Consider the following 22,988-nt stretch of genomic DNA (forward strand, 5'->3'; position numbering starts at 1 on the left):
CTGGTTCGGCGTCCAGGAGATCCCCGCGATCCTCGGCTGACCGACGCCCACGCCGGGCCCGACACCGGGCCCGTACCCTCGTCGGCGGTCGGTCGCCACCCCGGCGGCCCGCTCCGGGTCGGCGTCCGCGAGGACCAGCGCCCCGACCCGAGGATGCCGCGCCAGCGCCGCGGCGTGGAAGGCGCCGATCCGTCCCGTTCCGATCAGTCCGATCCGCATGGCCCCAAGGTGGTGTGGATCACCCCGGGTGTCAAGGAAATGCCCGGGCATATGACAGGACAGCGGGTCGAAGGGGGTGAATCGCTCCTCCGGTCGCCCGCTCCCGGCCCGCTCCCGGCCGTCCCGTGCGCCCCCATACCGCCCGTCATGTCCGACACCCGTCCGGTCCGGGACCGGGGTCCGCGGGGCCCGCGTCTTCCCGTACTCCGCCCCCGGGGCTAACCTTCCCGACCGTGTCCCCGCCAGGCCCGTATCCGCCGCCCGGGCCGCCCGGTCCGTCCGAGGACCCCGGCGGCCCGCTCTCGTGGCGACTCCCGGGGACCGCCGGGTTCGCCGTTCGCCGTGGCGCGTGTCACACCGGGCCCGGTGTCCCCGTCCGTCGTATCCGGGCGGCCGGCGTGTCACCCGTACGTGCTGTGCCCGCCGTCCCCTGGGGTACGTCCCCGGTTTTCCCCCGGCATTCCCGGCGGCGTCCCCGCGAACGGCTCGCCATGGGCGACCCTGGATGAGCGCCGCCCCGGCACGGCCGAAGGGGGTCGCCCGGGACACCCGCAGGGCCCCGCTGAAGATCAGCGCGACCCCCATGACCGATACTTCAATGCACGCAGAAGGACACAAAGGAGGGCACGGCTTCGTGACCAGGGTTCGTACAGGAGGGGTACGCGCGGCCGTCGGCGCCGTGCTCGCGGTGGCGCTGACCGCCGCGCTCGCAGGCTGCAGCAGCACCGGCGGCAAGCGAGCGGAGGACGCCCGCAAGGCGGCCGCGGCCCAGGGGCGGGCGGCCGTGAACACCCCCCGGTGGACCTTCGCCATGGTCACCCACTCGGGCGATGGCGACACCTTCTGGGACATCGTCCAGAACGGCTCCAAGCAGGCCGCCGTCAAGGACAACATCAACTTCCTCTACGCGCATAGCGACGAGGCCCAGCAGCAGGCCCAGCTCATCGACTCGTATGTGGCCAAGAAGGTCGACGGCCTCATCGTCACCCTCGCCAAGCCCGACGCGATGAAGACCGCCGTGGAGAAGGCCGTCAAGGCCGGCATCCCGGTGATCACGGTGAACTCCGGAGCCGAGGCGTCCAAGGCGTTCGGCGCGCTCACCCACATCGGCCAGGACGAGACCGTGGCCGGCGAGGCCGTCGGCGAGGAGCTGGACAAGCGGGGCCGCAAGAAGGCCCTGTGCGTCCTGCACGAGCAGGGCAACGTCGGCCACGAGCAGCGCTGCGCCGGTGCCGCGAAGACCTTCGACGGCCGGATGCAGAACCTGTACGTCGACGGCACCAACATGCCCGACGTCCAGGCGTCCATCCTCGCCAAGCTCCAGTCCGACCCGTCCATCGACGCCGTCGTGACGCTCGGCGCGCCGTTCGCCGACGCCGCCGTCCAGGCGAAGAGGACCGCCGGCAGCAAGGCCGAGATCGACACCTTCGACCTCAACGCCAAGGTCGCCGCCGCCCTCGAAGCCGGCACCCTCGGCTTCGCCGTCGACCAGCAGCCCTACCTCCAGGGCTACGAGGCCGTCGACCTGCTGTGGCTGTACAAGTACAACGCCAACGTTCTCGGCGGCGGCAAGCCGGTCCTCACCGGCCCGCAGATCATCACCAAGGAGCAGGCCCCGGCGCTCATGGACTACACCCAGCGGGGTACCCGATGAACGCCGCCGCGCCACCCGAGCCCGCCGGAGCCGACCACGTCGACGAGCGGCTGCTGCGCACCTCGCCCCTGAAGAAGCTGCTGGCCCGCCCCGAGCTGGGCTCCGTCGTCGGCGCGATCGCCGTCTTCGTCTTCTTCTCGGTGGTCGCCGACAGCTTCCTGCGCGCCACCAGCCTCGGCACCGTGCTGTACGCGGCGTCCACCATCGGCATCATGGCCGTCCCGGTGGCGCTGCTGATGATCGGCGGCGAGTTCGACCTGTCGGCCGGTGTCCTCGTGACCACCTCGGCGCTGGTCTCCTCGATGTTCAGCTACCAGATGACCGCGAACGTCTGGGTGGGCATCGGCGTCTCGCTGCTCGTCACCCTCGCCATCGGCGCGTTCAACGGCTTCATGCTGACCCGTACGAAGCTGCCGAGCTTCATCATCACGCTCGGCACCTTCCTCATGCTGACCGGACTGAACCTCGGTCTCACCAAGCTGATCAGCGGCACCGTCTCCACCAAGTCGATCTCCGACATGGAGGGCTTCTCCTCCGCGAGCAAGGTCTTCGCCTCCCACATCACGGTCGGCGGCGTCGAGCTGCGCGTCACCATCCTGTGGTGGTTCGTCCTGGTCGCGCTCGCCACCTGGATCCTGCTGCGCACCCGCTTCGGCAACTGGATCTTCGCGGTCGGCGGCGGCGCCGACGCCGCCCGCGCGGTCGGCGTCCCGGTCTTCAAGACCAAGATCGGCCTCTACATGGGCGTGGCCTTCTGCGCCTGGATCTCCGGCCAGCACCTGCTGATGTCGTTCGACGTCGTCCAGTCCGGCGAGGGCGTCGGAAACGAGCTGATCTACATCATCGCGGCCGTCATCGGCGGCTGTCTGATCACCGGCGGCTACGGCTCCGCGATCGGCTCCGCCGTCGGCGCGTTCATCTTCGGCATGACCAGCAAGGGCATCGTGTACGCGGAGTGGAACCCGGACTGGTTCAAGTTCTTCCTCGGCGCCATGCTGCTGCTCGCGACCCTGCTCAATGCCTGGATCCGCAAGCGCGTGGAGGCCACCAAGTGACGACGACCCCGACTCCCGAGGCACCCGGCGGAGCCGGGGCCACCGGCGCCCCGCTCGTCGAGCTCGACTCGGTCAGCAAGTACTACGGCAACATCCGCGCCCTCGAAGGGGTGTCCCTGGAGGTGAACGCGGGGGAGATCTCCTGCGTGCTCGGCGACAACGGCGCCGGCAAGTCCACCCTCATCAAGATCGTCGCCGGGCTGCACCGGCACGACGCCGGGACCTTCCGCATCGAGGGCGAGGAGGTCACCCTCGTCAACCCGCGCGACGCCCTCGACCGGGGGATCGCCACGGTCTACCAGGACCTCGCCGTCGTCCCGCTGATGCCGGTCTGGCGCAACTTCTTCCTCGGCTCCGAGCCCACCCGGGGCACGGGCCCCTTCAAGCGCCTCGACGTGGCGCTGATGCGCGAGACCACCCGTACCGCCCTGCTGCGCATGGGCATCGACCTGCGGGACGTCGACCAGCCCATCGGCACCCTCTCCGGCGGCGAACGCCAGTGCGTGGCCATCGCCCGGGCCGTCCACTTCGGCGCCAAGGTCCTCGTCCTCGACGAGCCGACCGCCGCGCTCGGTGTGAAGCAGTCCGGCGTGGTCCTGAAGTATGTGGCCGCCGCACGTGACCAGGGTCTCGGCGTGGTCCTGATCACCCACAACCCGCACCACGCCTACCTCGTCGGCGACCGGTTCGTGCTGCTCAAGCGCGGCGCCATGGCGGGCAGCCACACCAAGGGCTCCATCACCCTGGACGAGTTGACCCGCCAGATGGCGGGCGGCACCGAGCTGGAGGACCTGCGGCACGAACTGGAACGGCCGTCCGGCCCTTCCGGATCCTGACGCGACCCCTCCACCCCACCTGGCAGAATCGACCCGATGAGTACCTACCGCGACCTCACCCACCGGGGCACCGCCCGCGGCACCGTCCTGCGGACCGTGGGCACCCGGGAACGGCGCTCTCATCTGACGGCGCCCCGGGTGCCGACCGTCGGCATCGACATCGGCGGTACGAAGGTGATGGCCGGCGTCGTCGACGCGGACGGCAACATCCTGGAGAAGCTCCGCACCGAGACGCCGGACAAGTCCAAGAGCCCCAAGGTCGTCGAGGACACCATCGTCGAGCTGGTCCTGGACCTCTCCGACCGGCACGACGTGCACGCCGTCGGCATCGGCGCGGCCGGCTGGGTCGACGCCGAGCGCTCCACGGTGCTGTTCGCCCCGCACCTCGCCTGGCGCAACGAGCCGCTGCGCGACGCCCTCCAGGACCGGCTCGCCGTCCCCGTCATGGTGGACAACGACGCCAACACCGCCGCCTGGGCCGAGTGGCGCTTCGGCGCCGGGCGCGGCGAGGACCACCTCGTCATGATCACGCTCGGCACCGGCATCGGCGGCGCGATCCTGGAGGACGGCCAGGTCAAGCGCGGCAAGTACGGGGTCGCCGGCGAATTCGGGCATATGCAGGTCGTCCCCGGCGGCCACCGCTGCCCCTGCGGCAACCGGGGCTGCTGGGAGCAGTACAGCTCCGGCAACGCCCTGGTCCGCGAGGCCCGCGAGCTCGCCGCCGCCGACTCCCCGGTCGCGCACGAGATCATCGAACGGGTCAAGGGCCACGTCCCCGACATCACCGGCCCGCTCATCACCGAGCTGGCCCGCGAGGGCGACGCCATGTGCGTCGAACTGCTCCAGGACATCGGCCAGTGGCTCGGCGTCGGCCTCGCCAACCTTGCCGCCGCCCTCGACCCGTCCTGCTTCGTGATCGGCGGCGGTGTCTCGGCCGCCGACGACCTGCTCATCGTCCCGGCCCGGGACGCCTTCCGCCGCCATCTCACCGGCCGCGGCTACCGCCCCGAGGCCCGGATCGCCCGCGCCCAGCTCGGCCCCGAGGCGGGCATGGTCGGCGCCGCCGACCTCGCCCGGCTGGTCGCCCGCCGCTTCCGCCGCGCCAACCGGCGCCGGGTGGAGCGCTACGAGCGGTACGGGCGCTACACCCAGGCCCTGCGCGGCGGCCCGGCCGCCGACCGCGCCACCACCGAGGACCCGCGTTCATGACCGCCCCCGGGCAGTCCCCGGGGTCCCGGCAGCGGACCACCGTGCCCCACCAGGCGTCGTCCTCGTCGCCGCCCCGGACCCCGGCCACCGCGTCGGCGGTCCAGCCCCCGGCGGACGGACGCCTTCCGGTCGAGGGGCGGCTTCCGGAGGAGCGGCGGCATATGCTCCGCCGCCGCTTCCTCACCCTGCTCACGATCGTCCTGCTCATCGGCATCCCGGCCGGTTATCTGGTGATCTCGGCGAACCAGAGCCGTGACAGCGGCATCGACAAGGAGCGCGAGTCCTCGCCGGTCGGCCTCCAGGACAACTGGCCCTCCCAGATGAAGCGCCGTGTCTTCGAGGTCCCGATCCCGGCGGAGGCATGGAGCGTCGCCTACTACGAGACCAGCAACTGGAAGACCAGCCGGCTGTACGTCGAGTTCACGACCACGGCGGGCGGTCTGGACACCTATCTGGCCGACAGCGGCGGCAGCCGTGCGGGGCTCAAGCCCGGCCGGGTCAGCGTGAGCGGACGGGACTCGGACATCGTCGGCTGGAACTTCGTGCCGACCCAGCGCTGGGCCGGTGCCTCGGTCGCCAACGAGGAGCCCCGCCCCACCCGCGACATCACGGTGGACCTCACGGACCCGGCGTTCCCGCGCGTCTACGTGGTCTCGACGACTTCGCCCTGACCGGCGGGGCGGCGCTCGCGGGGCGAGCGTCGGCGGATCAGCCGGACTCCGAAGTCTCCGAAGTGCCCGAAGCCTTCGGAGCCTCCTGAGGGGTGGACGCCGGTGCGGCGGGCGCCCGCGGGGCGTCGACGGGGTCCGGGGAGCCGAGGAGCAGCGCCGCCACCTGGTCGAAGTAGGGCGTGATGTCCTCGACGCAGGACCGGGACAGCGCCGGGGTGTGGGCGATGGACCGGCTCACGTTGATCCCCACCAGCAGTGCGGTCAGCAGCTCGGCGCGCAGTTCGCGGTCGGGCGCGTCGACCAGCTGTTCCAGATGGCGCGCGTACGTCTCGCTCAGCTGCTCGTTGAGCCGCTCCCGGCACTCCGGGCGGCCCGAGGAGACCAGCAGGGTGGTGAGTGGGTGACCGGCGCCCGCGCCCGGCTCGGCCTGCCGCATGGCGGCGTGCAACAGCCGGGTCGGTACGTCCTTCGGGGCGGGCCCGGCCCCGGCGTCGGGCGTCCCGGTCTCCAGGCGCGAGGCTTCCTCGAAGAGCCGTTCCTTGGAGCCGAAGTAGCGGAAGATCAGCGTCGCGTCGACGCCCGCGTCGCGCGCGATGTCCCGCACGCTCGTGGCGTCGTAACCCGCGAGGGCGAACCTGGCACGGGCGGCCGCGAGCAGGGCGGCGCGCGTGGCGGCCCGGTCGCGCTTGCGCGGCTGGACGGGCTGAGTCACCGTCACCTCCGAGTTGTCATCGATCGTTGACATCCTAGCCCGGGGACTCCTAGCGTGAGGCATGTCATCAACCGATGACTTGCCGTGGGCGCGGTGGACGCGATGGACGCACGCGTGCGCCCCTGGCTTTCCCGGCTTCCCCTGCTCGCAAGGGAAGCCGGACGAGGACGAGAGCGAGGAGCAGGGCCATGACCAAGATCGTGGTGATCACGGGCGGCACCGACGGAATCGGACGAGGGCTCGCCCTCGACCGGCTGGAGCGCGGAGACCGGGTGGTCGTGCTCGGCCGCGGCGAGGAGAAGGGGCGCGCGTTACTCCGGGAGGCCGCCGACCGCGGCGCCGGCGACCGGGCCCGCTTCCTCCGCGCCGATCTCGGCCTGGTCTCCGAGAACCGCAGGGTGATCGAGGAGATCACCGCCGCGCACCCCGCCGTCGACGCGCTCGTGCTGTGCGCCCGCTACTTCCGCTCGGAGCGCCACGAGACGGCCGAGGGGTACGAGAACACCTTCGCGCTCGAATATCTGAGCCGCTATCTGCTCGGCCACGGGCTGAGCGACGCCCTGGAGAAGGCCGAGGCGCCCGTCATCGTCAACGTGGCCGGGCCCGGCGTCCAGAAGCCCGGCATCGCCTGGCACGACCTGCACGCCCGCCGGGACTACAGCGGGATCACCGTCCAGATGCGGGCCGGGACCGCCAACGACCTGCTCGCCGTCGACTACGCCGCCCGCCGCGGCGCCACCGGCCGGACCCGCTACGTCCTGGTCAATCCCGGTCTCACCGCCACCGGCTTCGCCGGCGCCTACGACCCGGCCACCCGGCGGCAGGTCGAGGCCATGAAGCGGGCGGCCAAGCCGGTCGCCCGGGCCGTCGCCCCGATCAGTGCCCTGCTCGACGCGCCGCCCGCCGAGGCACTCAGCGCCTTCGTCGAGGGTGGCCGTATCCCGGTCGATCATCCCGTCCTCTTCAACAGGGCGGACGCGACCCGGCTCGCGCGGGTCACCGAGGAACTGCTCGGCGCCTGAGCCGCCCGGCGACGGGCGACGGGCGGACGGTCTCGCCTCGCCGGTCCGGACGGCAGCCGGACCGCCCGCCCCGTCGGTCACCCGGCGGCAGGACCGCCCGCCCCGTCGGTCACCCGGCGGCAGGACCGCCCGGCACCACGCCGACGGCGACGGTGTTGCCCTCGCTGACGTATCCGCGCGGATCGAGCAGCGGATGCCCCGGGGCCTCCGGGTCGAGCAGCGGGGACCAGTCGCCGTCCATGCCGAGTTCGACCGCCTGCCCGGCGAGCCGGGCGCAGGCATCCCCGTAGAAGCGGCGGACCGCGGGTGACATCGGCGCGCGGTGCTCGATCAGGATCGTCCGGTCGCGTACGTCGGTCAGACCGGCGTCGGCCAGCCGGCCGGGGAGGTCGCGGGCGCGCAGCAACTGGCGGGCGTACCCGGGGGAGAGCGCCGCCCGCCGGAAGAAGTCCGTGAGCAGGAACGGATCGCCGGGGCGTACGGAGGTCAGGGAGGCGTCCAGATCCTTGACCGCCACCAGGCCGCCCGGCCGGACCACCCGCCGCAACTCCGCGAGAGCCGCGTCCAGTTGCCCGTCGTCCAGGTACTGGGTGGTGTTGGAACACCAGACGGCGTCGAACGAGTCGTCAGGATAGGGGAGTTCGAGAAGGTCGCCCTGGCGTACGTCGACCAGGGCGGCCGTCTCCGACTCCGCCACGCGCCGCCGCGACACCTCTACGTTCTCCGCCGCCAGATCGATCGCCGAGACCCGCCCCCGGTCGCCGACGAGTTCGGCGAGCCAGGGCAAAAACGCGCCGGTGCCGCACCCCGCGTCCAGCACCCGCCACCCCGGCCGCACACCGACTTCCTCCAGGGCCCGGCGGTAATGCGGGGCGCAGGCGGCGAAGTGGGCGTCGACGATCTCCTCGTGGGTGAAGCCGAGTCCCGTGGACGTGGTGTACCCCCACGCCTGGTGCTGCTCCTTCAGCATGCCCGCGCCCTTTCCTCGGACCGGCCCCGCGAGGCGGTCCGGTCGGATTCCGTGATGTCCTCGTGCGTCTGGTGCGCCCCGGCCGTGCCCGGTCCGGGGGTCGGCGCCGTCCCGTCGACGCGGTCGATCAGTGCGGCGATCAACTCCGCTGCCGCCTCCGGTCGTTCCATTGGCAGCAGATGTCCCGCGTCCGCCACCACCACCGGATCCCCGGCGCCGAGGGCCGCCGCGGTCTCCCGCGATTCCGCGAGGCCGACCAGACCGTCCTCCGCGCCCGCGACGACCACCGCCGGCACTCCGACCGGGGTCGCCGGCCGCTCGTCGGGCCGCGCCGCGATCGCGCGCTGCGCCCACGCCACGGCGGCCGGGTCCGCCCCTCGGACCGTGTCGAGGAGCGAGGCCACGAGCCCGGGGCGGGAGGCTCGCGTGGTCGTGCCCACCAACAGGGGGGTGGTGGCGGCGATCAGGCTCTCGCGCAGGTCCGCACGGACGATCCGCTCGGCGAACGCGAGCCGGCCCGCGGCGGTCTCCGGTGTGTCGGCGGCCGCGCGCGTGTTGAACAGGGCCAGGGCGCTCACCCGGTGCGGGTGACGGCGCAGCACCGCCAGTGCCACATACCCGCCCATCGAGCAACCGGCCAGCACGGCCCGGTCGATGCCCTCGCGGTCCAGGGTGCGCACGACGTCGTCCGCCACGGTGTCGAGGGAGGGCGGGTCCTCGCCCAAGGGGGTTCCGCCGAAGCCGCGCTGGTCGAACGGGAGGACCCGTCGGCCGCGCGCGGTGAGCGCGGCGGCGGTCTCCCGCCACATGCCGGAGTCGAGCGCCAGCGCGTGCAGCAGGACCACGGCCGTGCCGTCGGGGCGGCTCATACGGCGACCTCCCGCTCCACCCGGTCGAGGAACTTCCGCAGAGCAGGGGCCTGTTCCGCCCGGCGCAGCCAGGCGAGGCGGACCGGGGCGGGTGCCAGGTCGTGCACCGGGACGACCTCGATCCCGGGCAGCCCGGCCGCCGCGAGGGATCGGAACGAGAGATGGACGGCGTCGCCGCCGCGCAGGATCCCGGCCATCTCCTCCGGCGTCGTCATCGGGTGCACCCGCCGGATCGGCCGTCCGGCGGGAGTCGTCCGGGGCACGACCTCGTCCCATACGGAGGCGGGGAACGCGCCGGGGCGTGCGAAGCCGTCGTACGCGGCGACCTCCTCGACCGACACCGATTCCCGTCCTGCGAGCGGATGGCCCGAGCGGACGATCACCGCGCGCCCGTCCTCGGCCACCGGAGCGCTGAACACCAGGTCGTCGGGCTCGCTGGGGACGTACTTCACCAGCATCACGTCGATCTCGCCGGCGCGCAGTCCGGTGAACGGCTCGCGCACGTCGTACGGGACGAAGACGGTGGCGGCGGGATCCAGCCGGGCGGCGGCGAGCAGTTCCGCGGCGAGCTGGTAGGAGCCGTGCACGCCGAAGCGCAGCGGCGCCGCCACGGGAGCGGAAGCAGAAGGGGGAGCGGGAGCGGGGGAAGGGGGCATGGAGGTCAGCACTCCTCGGTGAGTCCGGCGAACGCCTGAAGCTCGTCCGGCCGGTGGACATCGGTGTCGACGCGCAACGCCGCGAAGCGCTCGCGCAGCCCCGACAGGCGGGGCACAGGACGCAGGGTGAGCCGGTCGCCGGGCCCGATCAGCCCGTCGAGGACGGCCTCGGCGACCAGGTGGTGGAGCTGGACGACGGCGGCCTGGAGGGTGACGCCGGCGGTCGCGAGGTACAGGTCCCGGTGGACCGGGCGGCGCGCCGCGTGCCCGTCGCCCGGGACCGTGACGCTCGCCCCGCAGGCGGCGGCGGGCGGGCGGGAGCCCTCGAAGCCGCGCAACAGCAGCCGCAGACCCGTGAGTTCGGACGTGGGCGCGGGACCGAGCCACGCGGTGGACCCGTCGGCCGCCGCGTGGTCGAAGCGGAACCGCCCGGCCAGGTTGGCCGGACTGCCGGCCAGATGGAGGGTGCGGGTGAACGTCCGGCGCCAGGCGTCCCGGCGTTCGTCGTCCACCGTCAGCGCGAAGGCACATGTCTCCCGCAGCCAGTCGGGAAGGGAGAAGCGGTGGATCACGCAGACGGCGACCACCGGGTCCGGGTCCTCGTGGGCGGTCAGCAGCTTCCGGGCCCGGACCAGTCCGGCGGGCGAGGTCAGATCGGCGCGCGCGGCGAGGTCCGGCCGGAACGCCGCGAACCGGTGGGCCGCCGACTCCAGCAGCAGCTCCGGCGACAGCACGTCCGCCGGCCGCCGGCCGGTCACAGGTACACCGCCGTGAGCAGTTCCGGATCGGGAGCCGGCCGGCCGCGCCCCAGCAGCGAGGAGGTCAGCCGGTACGGATCCACGTAGAGGTGGTCGCGCCGGTGCCGGCGGACGGCCTCCGCCAGCGGCCCGGCGGAGCCGCCGTCCCGCGCCGCCGCCCCGTCCAGGAGACGCTCGGCGCGCCCCATGGCGTGGTGCAACAGGTCCTTGCGGAAGGACTGTTTCTCGCCGGGGCCGAGACCGGCGATGAAGTAGAGCCGCATCCCGAGCCGCAGCGCGGACGGCGAGTGACCGGGCTCGGCGGCGTCGAGCAGCGCGCCGGCGGTGTGTCCCTGCCAGCCGCCGTGGCGCGCGGAGAGGATCCGGCCGTCCACCGGCACACGGCCGATCGGGACCCGTCGCACCGCCGTCCCGCAGGCCGTGAACACCCGTTCCAGGAGTTGGTAGTCGGGATCCAGCTCACGGTCGTACAACAACACCACCTCATCGAAGTCCGGTGCCAGCGGCAGCAGTTCACGCAGCGCGCAGGCCAGGTAGTTGGGCCGTCCGTCGGAGGTGACGATCCGGCGCAGCGGCAGCCCGTACCGGGTCGCGTCCAGATAGACCGGACCTCCGGCGCTCCGCTGGTCGATGCCGAGTCCGGCGGCGCACAGCCGTTCCACCATCTCGTCGAGTCCGAACCGGGGAGGCTGATGGCGCTCCAGCCCCGGATCGCGCAGACCCAGCCGCGCGTACTCCTCGGCCCACAGGGCGAGCACCCGGGCGGAGGAGGGATGGACCCAGCCCTGCTCGACCGCGTCCGCGTACGGACGCAGGGCCTCGGCCGAGGGCCGCTCGCCGGCCGCGCGGTAGCGGACGTACAGCTCCCCGACCTGTTCGGCCGACAACTCGGCGTAGTCCGTGTCGCCTTGGGTGCGGTCCACGAACTCCCAGAAGCCGAGTGTCTGTTCCGTGCGGTGGTAGGACGTCGGGCTGTAGCGGAAGGTGACGTCGGCCACCGCGGCGGTGGCCCGGGACATCGCGTCCGCCCACAGCAGGCCCTTGAGATGACTGGGGGTCAGCGGCTTGGACGGAGTGACGGTGACGGGTGCCACCAGGACCCGCCGGCGTCCCGTCGCGCTCTGCTCCGGATCGAGTGCCACGGCCTAGACCACCTTCGTCTCGGACACGGCCGCCAGCAGCCGGGCGCGGCTCGGCGGGGCCGGCGCCACCGGCGGAGCGGACGGCGGGGGAGCGGTACGGACCCGGTCGCGGAGGTCCGGGGTGTCGAACAGGACGTCGGGAGTGTCCAGGCCCATCAGCATCCGCTGGAGCCCGCGCCACACCTCCCCGTCCACCAGCGCGGCGGCCGCCACCTGTTCGATCGAGGGCCGGCCCGCGGGCGTGGCCCGGACCGCAGCGGTGCCGGTGGGCGCGGTGCGGGCAGACGTGGCCCGGACGGGCGCGGACCGCTGCCCGCCGGAGGTGTCCGACACGGCGGCCCGCCAGTGGGCGATCCGGGCCGGCGCGTCGGCGGCGGCGTACTCGTACCAGGGCCGCAGCAGCCGGTCCGCCAGGGCCCGGGCCGCGCCGCTCCCCGCCTCGCCCGGCCGGGGCCCGGCGTCGAGGAGGTCGGCGAGGGCGAAGGCGTGGGCGAGCGCCAGCGACAGCCCCCGGCCGAAGATCGGGTCCGTGACACAGGCCGCGTCGCCCACCGGGAACAGGCCGGCCGGGCCGGAGCCCGGGGTGCCGTCCGGCAGTCCGCGCAGGATGTTCGGGGGATGGGCCATCGTGCGGACCGGGCCGAGCGGGGTGGCCACGCCGGGCTCCATCCAGGGCCCCAGATACGGCGAGATCCGCGCCGCCGCCGCGAAGCCTCGGCCGTGCCGCAGGCCCGCCGTCGGCCGGTCGCCGGTGGGCACGCCGAGCGAGACGGAGAAGATCCCGCCGTCGGCCGGATGCAGGACGGCCGCGTAGTGCGGCCAGATGCCGCCCGCCGCGTTGCCCCGGTTCAGGAAGCCGGGGAGCCCGGACACATCGGTGGGCGCGGGGCCGCGCAGCCGGAAGAAGCGGCTGAACACCCGTATCCCGCTGGGCTCGACGAGATCGGGGGCGAGCGGGAACCCGGCCGCCGCGAGCCAGTTCCGGTGGGCGGCACGGCGGCCCGTGGCGTCCACGACGGTCTCGGCGGTGATCCGCTCCCCGTCGGCCGTCACCACCCCGGCCACCGCCCGTCCGCCGGGGGCGAGGACGAGCTCCTGGACCTTGACCCCGTACCGCAGGCGGACGTGCGGCAGGGCGCGTACGGCACGTTGAAGGACGAGTTCGAGAGTGGTGCGGCGCACCCCGAGCGCGCGCAGCTCCGGGTCCGCCGCCGCCCCGGCCGAGCGCACCAGCGTCGGGGGAGCCGCGGCGGCCAGCCGCAGCGGCAGCGCGCCCTCGGCCCGGACCTCGTCGAGGAGCCGGGGGGCCCGCCGGGCCAGCACCCGCACGCCGAGCGAGTTGAGGATGTGGGGCTGGCGGAGCTGGGGGACGAGTGGCTGCCGCCAGTCGTCGGCGGCCTTGCCGGGCGGCCCCTCGGGCGGCGGCGGGCCCGGCTCCAGGACGATCACCCGGTGGCCTCGCTCGCCCAGCGCGAGGGCGGCGGCGAGACCGGCGAACCCGCCTCCCGCGATGACGGCCGTGGTCATGACCGGCCGGCCCCGGTGGCGCGGCGGCCCGTCACGAAGAAGACCCGGCGCACGTCCTTGATCTCGCGGTCCGGAACGGCATCGGGCCACCGCCCGAAGTCCGCCTCCGGCTCGCCCGGTTGTACGGCGCGGACGTCGAAGCCGTGCCCGGCGAAGAGCTGCTCCGGCTCGTCGTCGCCGTACACCCAGGGGCAGCCCCAGCCCTCGAACACATCGAGTAGGCCGCGCATGTGAGGAAGCGTCAGGGCAGCCGAGTTGACGATGTCGGCGGCGATCCGGCTGCCGGGCGCCATCAGGGCCGCCACCCGGTCCAGCATGCGGTGGGTGTCCGCCCCGGGTATGTAGTAGAGGAGTCCCTCAAGGAGCCAGGTGGAGGGCAGCGAGGGGTCGTACCCCGCCGCGATCAGACGCTGCTCCCAGTCCGCGGCGGTGAGGTCGACGGCGACCGTACGGTGGTCCACCCGGGGGCTCACCCCGTCCAGCCGTTCGGACTTGAAGGCGAGGACGGCGGGCCGGTCCACCTCGAAGTAGCGGATGTGCTCCGGCCACGGCAGACGGTACGCGCGGGAGTCCATGCCCGCGGGCGCGAGGACGATCTGGGTCATCTGCCGGTCGGCGGCGGCCCGTTGCAGGTAGTCGTCGAAGAACCGGGTGCGGATCGCGTTGTAGTCGGGGGTGCTCGGCAGGCTGCGCGGCCGGTCCGCCGGGAAGGTGGCCGCGCGGACCTCGGCGAGCAGCTTCGGGCCGATGTCGCCGACCAGGCGCTCGGCGTACGGGTCGGAGTAGAGCCGGTCCTCGCGCAGGGTCTCGGCGGACCGGAGCGCGGCGGTGAGCAGGGCCGTACGTTCCACCGGGTTCAACGAGGTGGTGGTCATCGGGGGTTCTCCTGTTCGGGGGAGGAGTGGGGCAGGGCTGCCGATCCGGTGGCCGGGCCGGGCGGAGTGGCCGGTACGCCCGGGTCAGCCGGCCGGTCCGGTCAGCCGGCGCCAGAGCGCCTCGTCCTGCCGGAAGAGCCGGTCCTTCACCTGGGTCGGCCGGATGCCCGAGGCCACCGCGGTGTGCCAGTCCCGGTCGAACGCGCCGGGGTCGAGCAGTTGGGTGACGAGCGGGCCGAGGCGACGCTCGGCGCGAGCCGACCGGTAGCCCGCGGACTCCCGGGTCAGGGCCTCGTCGAGCCGCGCGGAGAACCGGGCCGACTCGCCGGGCAGCCAGGCGGCGCGGGGAGCGAGGGCGAAGCGGTAGCGGAGCGTCCCTTCCGGGTCCTCCTCGACGCGGCAGGCCGCGTTGCGCAGCGCGAGACCGCCGGCGGTCAGCGCCGTTTCGAGGGCGCGGATCACCTGTGCGTCGCGCAGCCGCTCGCCGGCCGCGTCCGAGCGGGTGCCCCGGCCCGCGTAGGCGACCCGGGGGACCCCGCCGACCGAGTCGACCACCCGCACCACGTCGCCGACGGTGTACCGGTAGAAGCCGCCGACGTGGCTGAAGACGACGTGGTAGTCCGCTCCCGCCTCCAACTCCTCGGGCAGCAGGGTGCGTACGTCCGGGGTCAGGTCCTCGTCGGCCGGGACGAACTCGTACACCGAAGCCGTCGGCACCAGGCTGCCCGCCGAGCCGTGCCGGTCCAGGGCCACGGCGACCGGCCCCTCGGAGGCGGCGACCGGAGCCGGAAGGGCCTGTACGCCCACCCCGAACTCCTCGCGCAGGCCCGGCAGATAGAGCCGCGCCATGCCGGTCGTCCAGGCGAACAGCGCCTCGATCCGGGGCCACACATGGGCCGGCCGGACGGTCCCGAAGTAGTCGGCGATCCGCTCCAGTTCGGCCGCCCGCGCCGGATCGGGCGAACCGAACCGCCGCCCGCCGACCGTACCGTCCCGGATCTCCTTGACGAGCCGAGGCCACCAGAGGCCGAGCTGGTGCGGAACCGCCGCGACCATCGCCGGGTTGATGCCGACCAGCGCGCGCAGATCGCTCTGCACGGCCATGCGCAGCCGCAGGTACATCTTCTCGGTGTGATCGCCGGGCGCCACCTCGACCGGCAGCGTCGCCCAGGGGGCGCCACTGCCCACCTCCGCCGCCAGCGGCTCGCCGAACCGGGTGCCGAAGTCGACCTGGCTCGCCCCCACATGGGGGCTTCCGTCGGCGGTCAGCGGCGGCGCGGACAGCGGATCGTGCTTGAGGTTGAGTACGGCGTCGGGCCGCCGCAGCACCTCCGGCACCTGCTCGACCAGACCGGCCCACGCGGCGAAGTAGAAGGGCAGGAAGGTGGTCCGCATGAAGCGGGCCGTCACCGGGATCTTCTTGTGGTCCCCGGTGCTGCCGCTGCTGGTGAAGTAGACGAGGGGCGCGTCGGCGGTGAGCAGGTTCGGCTCGCCCGCGGCGGTCCGCTCGATCAGCGGCCGGTGGGCCGCGTAATCCTGGACGGGCACCGCGGACCGGAAGTCGGCGAGGGTGCGGATCCGCCCGAAGCCGTGCTCGCGGCCGAAGACGGTGCCGGAGTTGAATTCGAGCAGGTCGGCGAGGACCCGGTCCTGGTGCTGGCGGAAGCCCGCCAGTGAAGCGGTCAGCCGGGCGTGCTCGGCCAGCACCCGGGCGCGGTAGCGCGCTCCGTGCCCGGGGTCGGCCCAGCCGCCGGGCGAGGGCGCGGACTTGGGCGTGGACTCGGGCGCGGCCGTGGGCGTGGGCGAGACCGTGGGTGCGGACGCTGTCGCGGCCGGTGCGGGGGTCATCGGGACACCGCCCGCAGGACGGCGGCCGCCGCCCGGTCGGGCGAGGAGGGCTGGTCGATCAGGGTCACCGGCACGTGACGCACCTCTTCGAGGAGTAGTTTCCGCAGGTTGTGGTGGTAGCTCTCGAAGGAGAACCACTCGGGCTCGTCGCCCGGGTACTCGAACGGGTTGAGCAGCCGTCCGCCGCGACTGCGCCGCCACGCCGTCGCGGGCGCGACGTCGAGGAAGACCACTCCGGCGGGCTGGGGGAAGGAACGCCACCACGCGAACAGGGGGTGGTCGTCGTCCCCGAAGATCCGGCACTTGGCCAGGGTCTTGTAGTAGTAGGAGTCGACCAGGACCGGAACTCCCGGCGGCTGCGCGGCGATCAGGTCCCGCAAGTGCACCACGGCCGTCTGGAGCACGCTGGTCAGGAAGTCGCGCGAGTACGCCCCGGCGCCGAGCCCCGGAAGCACCTCGCGCACCACGCCCCGGCGCAACTCCGAGACGAAGGCGTGCTCCGCGCCGGTGAACCGGCTGTCCGCGGACAACAGGCGCCAGTCGGGCCTCAGTTCGGCGATCCGCTTCATGGCGGTGGACTTGCCCGCCCCGTCGGGGCCGAGCAGGACGTGGAACTTCGGCCCGGGCGCGCCCGTCATGACGCACCGCCCGGTGTCGCCGACGCCTCTCCCGCACCAGGGGAGGGGGCGGGAGCGGACGGCACGGGTACGGGGTGGGCCCCGAGACCGTACCGGCGCCGGCCGCCGAGCCGGCGCGCGGCCGGCTTCACCACGGCGCGGTGGAGGAGCCAGGCCAGGCCGAGCACCGAACCCGGGTGGCGGGTGTCGGAGTCGAGCCGAGGATCGCGCAGCGCCGCGAGGACGTCGGTCGGCCGGACGGCCGCCCGGAGGCGGTCGGCGCCCTGCGGGGCCATACGGACGACGGGCCCGACCGGTGGCCGTGACCCCGCAGTGGGCGGCGGCGGTCCCGGGGGCCGGGAAGCCGCGGATAAGGGGGGAACAGGAGCTTCTGATTCGGTGGCTGACATCAGGATGGACCTCCGGACGTAGGACCTGATCCCAAAGACAGGCCCCAGCGGCACACACGACCGTTCGCGATCTGCTGTGTCACGAACGGTTCGTGACGCTAACCGGGAGTCACCGACCGGGGCGAGCGAAGTTGACGCTGCTTGGTCGACTTCGCCAACTTTCGACAGTTCGTTTTCTTTACGTGGCGCAATCCGTTTCGAACGGTTCGCTGGGCGGTACGCGGAGGCTGAGTGGAGGCGGAGCGGAGGCGGGGATGCGCGCGCTTCCCCAAGTGCGCGACCCGGGCGCCCTGTAGGCGAGAGGTGAAGCCGCTGCGCGGATCCTTCACGAACTCGCCACAACTTCGGACGGCTCGCACAGGGCTCCCCCTGGGACATGTGGGAAACCGCGAGATGTGAGACCGTGCAGGGCGTGAGCGAGACAGCGACGAACACCCTGCAATACCGCGTCGACGGGCGAGAGGACGCACCGGTCCTGGTCCTGGGGCCCTCCCTGGGCACCACCTGGCACATGTGGGACCGCCAGATCCCGGAACTCACCCGCGACTGGCGGGTCGTCCGGTTCGACCTGCCCGGCCACGGCGGCGCACCCGCCCAGCCCGCGAGCTCCGTCGCGGAACTCGGCGACCGGCTCCTCGCGACCCTCGACGAACTGGGCGTCCAGCGCTTCGGCTACGCCGGCTGCTCGCTCGGCGGCGCCATCGGCATCGACCTCGCGCTGCGCGCCCCGCACCGGGTCGCCTCCCTCGCGCTGGTCGCGGCCTCGCCCCGGTTCGGCAGCGCCGACGAGTTCCGCCAGCGCGCCGTGATGGTCCGGGCCAACGGACTGGAGCCGATGGCCCGTACCGCGCCCGAGCAGTGGTTCACCCCGGCCTTCGCCGCCGGACAGCCCGCCATCGTCGACTGGGCCGTGCAGATGGTCCGTACCACCGACCCCGGCTGCTACATCGCCGCCTGCGAGGCGCTCGCCGTCTTCGACGTCCGCGACGCCCTGGGCCGGATCGGGATTCCCGCCCTCGTCCTGGTCGGCTCCGAGGACGCGATCACCGGCCCCGCCGAGGCCCGCACCCTCGTCGCCGGCATACAGGACGCCCGGCTCGCCGTGGTCCCCGGCGCGTCCCACCTGGCCCCCGTCGAGCAGCCCTCCGCCGTCACCGAACTGCTCACCGGCCACTTCGCCCCGCTCGGCGGCCAGGACGCGCTCGGCGGCCCGGCCGCGGCGCCCGGCCCGCTCGCCGCCCAGGGCCCGCAGGACCCGCAGGGCCCGCAGAACCCGCCGGTCCCGCAGATGCCGCAGACGTCCGCGCCCGTCGTACCGGTCGGCGAGATCGCCCCGCCGGTCCTGGCCGAGGGCGACACGGCGGCCCGCCCCGACGCCTACGAGCGCGGGCTCAAACTGCGCCGCGAGGTGCTCGGCGACGCCCATGTCGACGAGGCCCTCGCCGACCCCTTCGCCGCCGACTTCCAGACCCTGGCGACCCGCTACGCCTGGGGCGAGGTGTGGAGCCGCGACGGGCTCGACCGCCGTACCCGCAGCGCCGTGACCCTCGCCGCGCTGATCGCCGGCGGGCACCACGACTCCCTCGCCGACCACACCCGGGCCGCCCTGCGCAGCGGGCTGACGGCCGGTGAGCTGCGCGAGATCCTGCTCCAGACCGCCGTCTACTGCGGGCTGCCCGCCGCCGAGAGCGCGCTGCGTGTCGTCGGCCGGGTGATCGAGGAGGACACCACACCGCACGCGTAGGCTGCGGCCGTGAAACTGACGAAGAACACGCACGCCTGCGTCCGCCTGGAGAAGGACGGGCGGGCGCTCGTCATCGACCCGGGGATGTTCACCGAGGAGGACGCCGCGCTCGGCGCCGACGCCCTCCTCGTCACCCACGAGCACCCGGACCACTTCGACGAGGGGCGGCTGCGGGCGGCCCTGGAGGCCAATCCGGCCGCCGAGGTGTGGACGCTGCGCAGCGTCGCGGAGCAGCTCACGGCCGCCTTCCCCGGCCGGGTGCACACCGTCGGCCACGGCGACGCGTTCACGGTCGCCGGCTTCGACGTCCAGGTGCACGGCGAACTGCATGCCGTGATCCATCCGGACCTCCCCCGGGTCACGAACGTCGGCTTCCTCGTCGACGGCTCCGTCTTCCACCCCGGCGACGCGCTCACGGTGCCGGACCGGCCGGTGGAGACCCTGTTCCTGCCGGTCATGGCCCCGTGGAACAAGATCTCCGAGGTGATCGACTACGTCCGGGAGGTACGGCCCACGCGCGCGTACGACGTCCACGACGCGCTGCTGACGGACCTGGCCCGCCCGATCTACGACCACCAGATCGGCCTCCTCGGCGGCACCGACCACCAGCGCCTCGCCCCGGGCGAGTCGGCGCGGATCTGAGCCCTGAGCCCTGGGCCCGGGGAGAGCGCACACCAGAGGACACGGCTCGGGGACACGGTCCGGGGCCGCGAGGCACCGGACTGTCGGACCCCCGAAGTAGGGTGGCGGACATGCGCATCGCCACCTGGAACGTCAACTCGATCACCGCGCGGCTGCCCCGGCTGCTGGCCTGGCTGGAGAGCAGCGGCACCGACGTGCTGTGCATCCAGGAGACCAAGTGCACCGCCGAGCAGTTCCCCGCCGAGGAGCTGCGGCAGCTGGGCTACGAGTCCGTGGTCAACGCCACCGGCCGGTGGAACGGGGTCGCCCTGGTCTCCCGGGTCGGCCTCGCGGACGTGGTCACCGGTCTGCCCGGCGGTCCCGACTACGACGGCGTGCAGGAGCCCCGGGCCATCTCCGCGACCTGCGGTCCGGTCCGGCTGTGGTCGGTGTACGTGCCGAACGGCCGCGAAGTGGCGCACGAGCACTACGCCTACAAGCTGCGGTGGCTCCAGGCCCTGAAGGACGCCGTCGCGGACGACGCCGCCGGGGAGCGCCCCTTCGCCGTGCTCGGCGACTACAACATCGCGCCGGCCGACGACGACGTCTGGGACCTCGCCGCCTTCGAGGGTGCCACCCATGTCACGGAGCCCGAGCGGGCCGCGCTCGCCGCGCTGCGCGAGACCGGTCTGGGCGACGTGGTGCCGCGCCCGCTGAAGTACGACCACCCGTACACGTACTGGGACTACCGCCAGCTGTGCTTCCCGAAGAACAAGGGCATGCGCATCGACCTGGTCTACGGCAACAAGCCGTTCGCGGACGCCGTCAAGGACAGCTACGTCGACCGCGAGGAGCGCAAGGGCAAGGGCGCCTCGGACCACGCCCCGGTGGTCGTCGACCTCGACGTGTGACGGGTCCGGCCGCGCCCGGTCGCGGCCGGGCGGTTCCCGCGGCGCTCGCACGGGGCCGATGAGCGGTGGGCGGCGTACGCACCCGGCGCCCGGCCCCGTCCCCCTGGTGCCTGCCCTCCGGCCCCGGTCGCGTGCCAGGAGCTCGCGCGCGCCGGGTGGTGCCCGGCCGGACACGGTGGGACGCTGCGCGGATGAACATCCCCTTCCTGGACAAGTGGCGCGCCCGTCACCAGACCGAACGGTCCCCGCTCGGCACGTTCTTCGACCGGGACCCGAAGGGGGCGGCCGAGCTGCTGGCCGAGTGCGAGCTGCTGCGCGCCCGCGCGGAGACGGCCGGGGTACGGCTCGACGACACGCCCCGCTCGCTGGGCGCGCTCGACCAGCTTCCGCCGCGCTGGCGCGACGACCCCGAGGAGCTGCCCTGGATCGGCAACGACGCGGGCCTCTACCTCGGCACCGTCCTCGTCCGCACCGTCCCCGGCGCGGTATGGCGGCTGCGCCCGGACGGCCAGCCGGTGGTCCGGCTCGCCTCGGGCCGGGAGTTCGACGTGGTCGCGGCCGGGCTCGACTGGGCCACGACCGGAACCCCGGAGCTGTCCCAGGTGTACGCCGAGGCCGCCGAGCGCTGAGGCGCCGGCGCCCGGCCCGGGTCGCCCCGGCCTCCGACCCACGCCGGACGGCCCCACCCGCCCTGCGGCCCGGTCCCGCCCGGAACTCCGCCGAGGGCACCGCCCCGAGTGCGCCCCGCCCCGGCCCGCCCCGAGCCCGAGCCGCCCCCGCCCCACGCCTGCCTCGGCTCCGCGCTGATGCGGCCCGGCCTGGCCCTCGACAGTAAGCCCCAGCACCCTTTTGGGTAAATACGGCTTATGGACCTTTCGTGCGTGTCGCCTGTGAAGTCCCATTTCGTCCCGGATAGCTTGCGCTGACTCGAGAGCAGCTGGAACTCACAGGGGCAGGGCACCACATGGCCGTCGTCGATCCGCTGATCGAACTGCGGGGCGTCAACAAACACTTCGGTACGTTGCACGTTCTCCAGGACATCAATCTCACCGTCGGCCGGGGCGAGGTGGTCGTCGTCATCGGCCCCTCGGGTTCCGGCAAATCGACGCTCTGCCGGGCGATGAACCGCCTGGAGTCCGTGGAATCGGGCGAGATCCTCATCGACGGAGAGCCGCTCCCCGAGGAAGGCAGGGAACTCGCCCGGCTGCGCGCCGAGGTCGGCATGGTCTTCCAGTCGTTCAACCTCTTCGCGCACAAGACCGTCCTCGCCAATGTCTCCCTCGCGCAGACCAAGGTCCGGGGGCGCAAGAAGGACGAGGCCGACCGGCGTTCCCGGGAGCTTCTCGAACGGGTCGGGCTCGCCGCCCACGCCGAGAAGTACCCGGCCCAGCTGTCCGGCGGCCAGCAGCAGCGCGTGGCCATCGCCCGCGCCCTCGCGATGGACCCCAAGGCGCTCCTCTTCGACGAGCCGACCTCCGCCCTCGACCCCGAGATGATCAACGAGGTCCTGGAGGTCATGCGGCAGCTGGCCCGCGACGGCATGACCATGGTCGTCGTCACGCACGAGATGGGCTTCGCCCGTTCCGCCGCCAACCGGGTCGTCTTCATGGCCGACGGCCGGATCATCGAGGACCGCACGCCCGAGGAGTTCTTCACCGCGCCCAACAGCGAGCGGGCCCGGGACTTCCTCTCCAAGATCCTCAAGCACTGACCGGAGCGGGAGCCATGCTGCGTACGACACGAAGTACGACACGAACCCTGGCCGCGCTCGCCTTCCTGCTGGCCGCCGCGCTCGCCGCCGGCGGCTGCGGCCGGGAGGGCAGCCCACCCGTCAAGGGCCCCGCGCCCGGGCAGCTGCCCGTCTACCACGTGCAGACGAACTTCAGCCTGCCCGACTCGCCGACCTGGAACCGGGCCAAGCGCCGCGGCCACCTGATCGTCGGCGCCAAGGAGGACCAGCCCTACCTGGGCGAGAAGGACCCGGCGACGGGGGTCTACTCCGGCTTCGACATCGAGATCGCCCGGATGATGTCCGCCTCCCTCGGCTTCGACCCGGCCGGCATCGACTTCCGCACCATCGCCTCCGCCAACCGGGAGACGGCCCTGCAGAACGGTCAGATCGACTACTACGTCGGCACCTACACGATCAACGCCAACCGCAAGAAGCTCGTCGGCTTCGCCGGGCCCTACTTCATGGCCGGCCAGTCACTGCTCGTACGCACCGACGAGAACGACATCCACGGCCCGCAGGACCTCGCCGGCCGCCGCGTCTGCTCGGCCACCGGATCCACCCCGTACCAGCGGATCAAGGCCGACTACCCGAAGGCCCAACTCGTGGGCTACGACACGTACTCCATCTGTGTCGACAACCTGCTGACCTACCAGGTTGCCGTCGTCACCACCGACGACGCCATCCTCATGGGCTTCGCCGCCAAGGCGCCCGACGAACTCAAGCTCGTCGGCAAGCCGTTCTCCAAGGAGCCGTACGGCATCGGCGTCCCGCGCCCGGACAACGCGCTGCGGTTCGCCCTCGACGACGCCATCGTCGCCCACCAGAAGAACGGCGACTGGAAGAAGGCGTTCGAGGCGACCCTGGGGCTGTCCGGGGTGCCCGCACCGACGCCGCCGCCCGTCGACCGCTACCCGGCGACCTGAGGAAGGA

At 73.3% G+C, this 22,988-nt stretch carries 23 protein-coding genes and 1 pseudogene; 12 read left to right on the plus strand and 12 right to left on the minus strand.

The genetic code is table 11. The features are described from left to right. Positions 1 to 219, minus strand: a pseudogene (locus ABZ990_RS24950) (hypothetical protein); the annotation flags it as partial. A 634-nt stretch (positions 220 to 853) separates the two neighbouring features. On the opposite strand from ABZ990_RS24950, the gene ABZ990_RS24955 reads away from it, so the two are divergent. The 5 genes from ABZ990_RS24955 (at position 854) to ABZ990_RS24975 (ending at position 5,644) form a co-directional block, all read left to right on the plus strand. Continuing rightward, positions 854 to 1,873, plus strand: a complete 1,020-nt coding sequence (locus ABZ990_RS24955; RefSeq protein ID WP_361235659.1) for a sugar ABC transporter substrate-binding protein — start codon at positions 854 to 856, stop codon at positions 1,871 to 1,873. After that, entirely contained in the window at positions 1,870 to 2,928 is a 1,059-nt protein-coding gene (locus ABZ990_RS24960; protein WP_361235662.1) for an ABC transporter permease, read from the plus strand. The genes ABZ990_RS24955 and ABZ990_RS24960 overlap by 4 nt, the downstream gene beginning before the upstream one ends. Further along, on the plus strand, positions 2,925 to 3,764 hold the full coding sequence (locus ABZ990_RS24965; RefSeq protein ID WP_361235664.1) for an ATP-binding cassette domain-containing protein: 840 nt from the start codon (positions 2,925 to 2,927) through the stop codon (positions 3,762 to 3,764). Before ABZ990_RS24960 ends, ABZ990_RS24965 begins: the two co-directional genes overlap by 4 nt. A gap of 36 nt (positions 3,765 to 3,800) precedes the next feature. After that, positions 3,801 to 4,973 carry an ROK family glucokinase gene (locus ABZ990_RS24970; protein WP_361235668.1) on the plus strand — a complete coding sequence of 391 codons (1,173 nt, stop codon included), beginning with the start codon at positions 3,801 to 3,803 and terminating at the stop codon, positions 4,971 to 4,973. 161 nt (positions 4,974 to 5,134) lie between these two features. Then, positions 5,135 to 5,644: a hypothetical protein gene (locus tag ABZ990_RS24975; RefSeq protein WP_361235816.1), complete on the plus strand. Its 510-nt coding sequence runs from the start codon at positions 5,135 to 5,137 to the stop codon at positions 5,642 to 5,644. 37 nt (positions 5,645 to 5,681) lie between these two features. Here the strand turns inward: ABZ990_RS24975 and ABZ990_RS24980 are convergent, their stop codons facing one another. Continuing rightward, a complete protein-coding gene (locus tag ABZ990_RS24980) occupies positions 5,682 to 6,389 on the minus strand; it encodes a TetR family transcriptional regulator (RefSeq protein ID WP_361235671.1) in 708 nt (235 codons plus the stop codon). 155 nt (positions 6,390 to 6,544) lie between these two features. On the opposite strand from ABZ990_RS24980, the gene ABZ990_RS24985 reads away from it, so the two are divergent. Next, on the plus strand, positions 6,545 to 7,378 hold the full coding sequence (locus tag ABZ990_RS24985) for an SDR family NAD(P)-dependent oxidoreductase (protein ID WP_361235673.1): 834 nt from the start codon (positions 6,545 to 6,547) through the stop codon (positions 7,376 to 7,378). 109 nt (positions 7,379 to 7,487) lie between these two features. On the opposite strand, the gene ABZ990_RS24990 is transcribed toward ABZ990_RS24985, so the two are convergent. The 10 genes from ABZ990_RS24990 to ABZ990_RS25035 form a co-directional block, all read right to left on the minus strand. Continuing rightward, complete coding sequence (locus tag ABZ990_RS24990) at positions 7,488 to 8,348, minus strand: class I SAM-dependent methyltransferase (RefSeq protein WP_361235676.1); 861 nt, start codon at positions 8,346 to 8,348, stop codon at positions 7,488 to 7,490. Further along, positions 8,342 to 9,217, minus strand: a complete 876-nt coding sequence (locus ABZ990_RS24995; protein WP_361235679.1) for an alpha/beta hydrolase — start codon at positions 9,215 to 9,217, stop codon at positions 8,342 to 8,344. The genes ABZ990_RS24990 and ABZ990_RS24995 overlap by 7 nt, the downstream gene beginning before the upstream one ends. Beyond that, complete coding sequence (locus tag ABZ990_RS25000) at positions 9,214 to 9,873, minus strand: LysR substrate-binding domain-containing protein (protein ID WP_361235682.1); 660 nt, start codon at positions 9,871 to 9,873, stop codon at positions 9,214 to 9,216. The genes ABZ990_RS24995 and ABZ990_RS25000 overlap by 4 nt, the downstream gene beginning before the upstream one ends. A gap of 5 nt (positions 9,874 to 9,878) precedes the next feature. After that, positions 9,879 to 10,631, minus strand: coding sequence for a DUF6182 family protein (locus ABZ990_RS25005; RefSeq protein WP_361235685.1), 753 nt, complete (start codon positions 10,629 to 10,631; stop codon positions 9,879 to 9,881). Then, a complete protein-coding gene (locus ABZ990_RS25010; protein ID WP_361235688.1) occupies positions 10,628 to 11,773 on the minus strand; it encodes a hypothetical protein in 1,146 nt (381 codons plus the stop codon). Before ABZ990_RS25010 ends, ABZ990_RS25005 begins: the two co-directional genes overlap by 4 nt. Before the next feature lie 3 nt (positions 11,774 to 11,776). Further along, positions 11,777 to 13,300: an FAD-dependent oxidoreductase gene (locus ABZ990_RS25015; RefSeq protein WP_361235691.1), complete on the minus strand. Its 1,524-nt coding sequence runs from the start codon at positions 13,298 to 13,300 to the stop codon at positions 11,777 to 11,779. After that, entirely contained in the window at positions 13,297 to 14,175 is an 879-nt protein-coding gene (locus ABZ990_RS25020) for an SAM-dependent methyltransferase (RefSeq protein WP_361235694.1), read from the minus strand. The genes ABZ990_RS25015 and ABZ990_RS25020 overlap by 4 nt, the downstream gene beginning before the upstream one ends. Before the next feature lie 84 nt (positions 14,176 to 14,259). Next, on the minus strand, positions 14,260 to 16,023 hold the full coding sequence (locus ABZ990_RS25025; protein WP_361235697.1) for a GH3 auxin-responsive promoter family protein: 1,764 nt from the start codon (positions 16,021 to 16,023) through the stop codon (positions 14,260 to 14,262). After that, on the minus strand, positions 16,020 to 16,661 hold the full coding sequence (locus ABZ990_RS25030) for a hypothetical protein (RefSeq protein ID WP_361235699.1): 642 nt from the start codon (positions 16,659 to 16,661) through the stop codon (positions 16,020 to 16,022). The genes ABZ990_RS25025 and ABZ990_RS25030 overlap by 4 nt, the downstream gene beginning before the upstream one ends. Next, positions 16,658 to 16,936 (minus strand): hypothetical protein, encoded by a 279-nt coding sequence (locus ABZ990_RS25035; RefSeq protein ID WP_361235702.1) that lies wholly within the window; start codon positions 16,934 to 16,936, stop codon positions 16,658 to 16,660. The genes ABZ990_RS25030 and ABZ990_RS25035 overlap by 4 nt, the downstream gene beginning before the upstream one ends. A gap of 490 nt (positions 16,937 to 17,426) precedes the next feature. Here ABZ990_RS25035 and ABZ990_RS25040 point away from each other — a divergent pair, with 490 nt between their 5' ends. From ABZ990_RS25040 to ABZ990_RS25065, 6 genes are all read left to right on the plus strand, one after another. Then, positions 17,427 to 18,794 carry an alpha/beta fold hydrolase gene (locus tag ABZ990_RS25040; protein ID WP_361235705.1) on the plus strand — a complete coding sequence of 456 codons (1,368 nt, stop codon included), beginning with the start codon at positions 17,427 to 17,429 and terminating at the stop codon, positions 18,792 to 18,794. A 9-nt stretch (positions 18,795 to 18,803) separates the two neighbouring features. Further along, complete coding sequence (locus tag ABZ990_RS25045; protein ID WP_361235708.1) at positions 18,804 to 19,436, plus strand: MBL fold metallo-hydrolase; 633 nt, start codon at positions 18,804 to 18,806, stop codon at positions 19,434 to 19,436. Between the two features lie 110 nt (positions 19,437 to 19,546). Next, positions 19,547 to 20,326, plus strand: coding sequence for an exodeoxyribonuclease III (locus ABZ990_RS25050; protein WP_361235711.1), 780 nt, complete (start codon positions 19,547 to 19,549; stop codon positions 20,324 to 20,326). Between the two features lie 191 nt (positions 20,327 to 20,517). Beyond that, positions 20,518 to 20,955: a DUF6278 family protein gene (locus ABZ990_RS25055; protein WP_361235714.1), complete on the plus strand. Its 438-nt coding sequence runs from the start codon at positions 20,518 to 20,520 to the stop codon at positions 20,953 to 20,955. A 335-nt stretch (positions 20,956 to 21,290) separates the two neighbouring features. After that, positions 21,291 to 22,037 carry an amino acid ABC transporter ATP-binding protein gene (locus ABZ990_RS25060; protein ID WP_361235717.1) on the plus strand — a complete coding sequence of 249 codons (747 nt, stop codon included), beginning with the start codon at positions 21,291 to 21,293 and terminating at the stop codon, positions 22,035 to 22,037. 14 nt (positions 22,038 to 22,051) lie between these two features. Beyond that, positions 22,052 to 22,981, plus strand: coding sequence for a glutamate ABC transporter substrate-binding protein (locus tag ABZ990_RS25065; RefSeq protein ID WP_361235720.1), 930 nt, complete (start codon positions 22,052 to 22,054; stop codon positions 22,979 to 22,981). Positions 22,982 to 22,988: the final 7 nt, after the last annotated feature.

This window comes from Streptomyces sp. NPDC046203 (genome assembly GCF_040646255.1).
Lineage (GTDB): Bacteria > Actinomycetota > Actinomycetes > Streptomycetales > Streptomycetaceae > Streptomyces.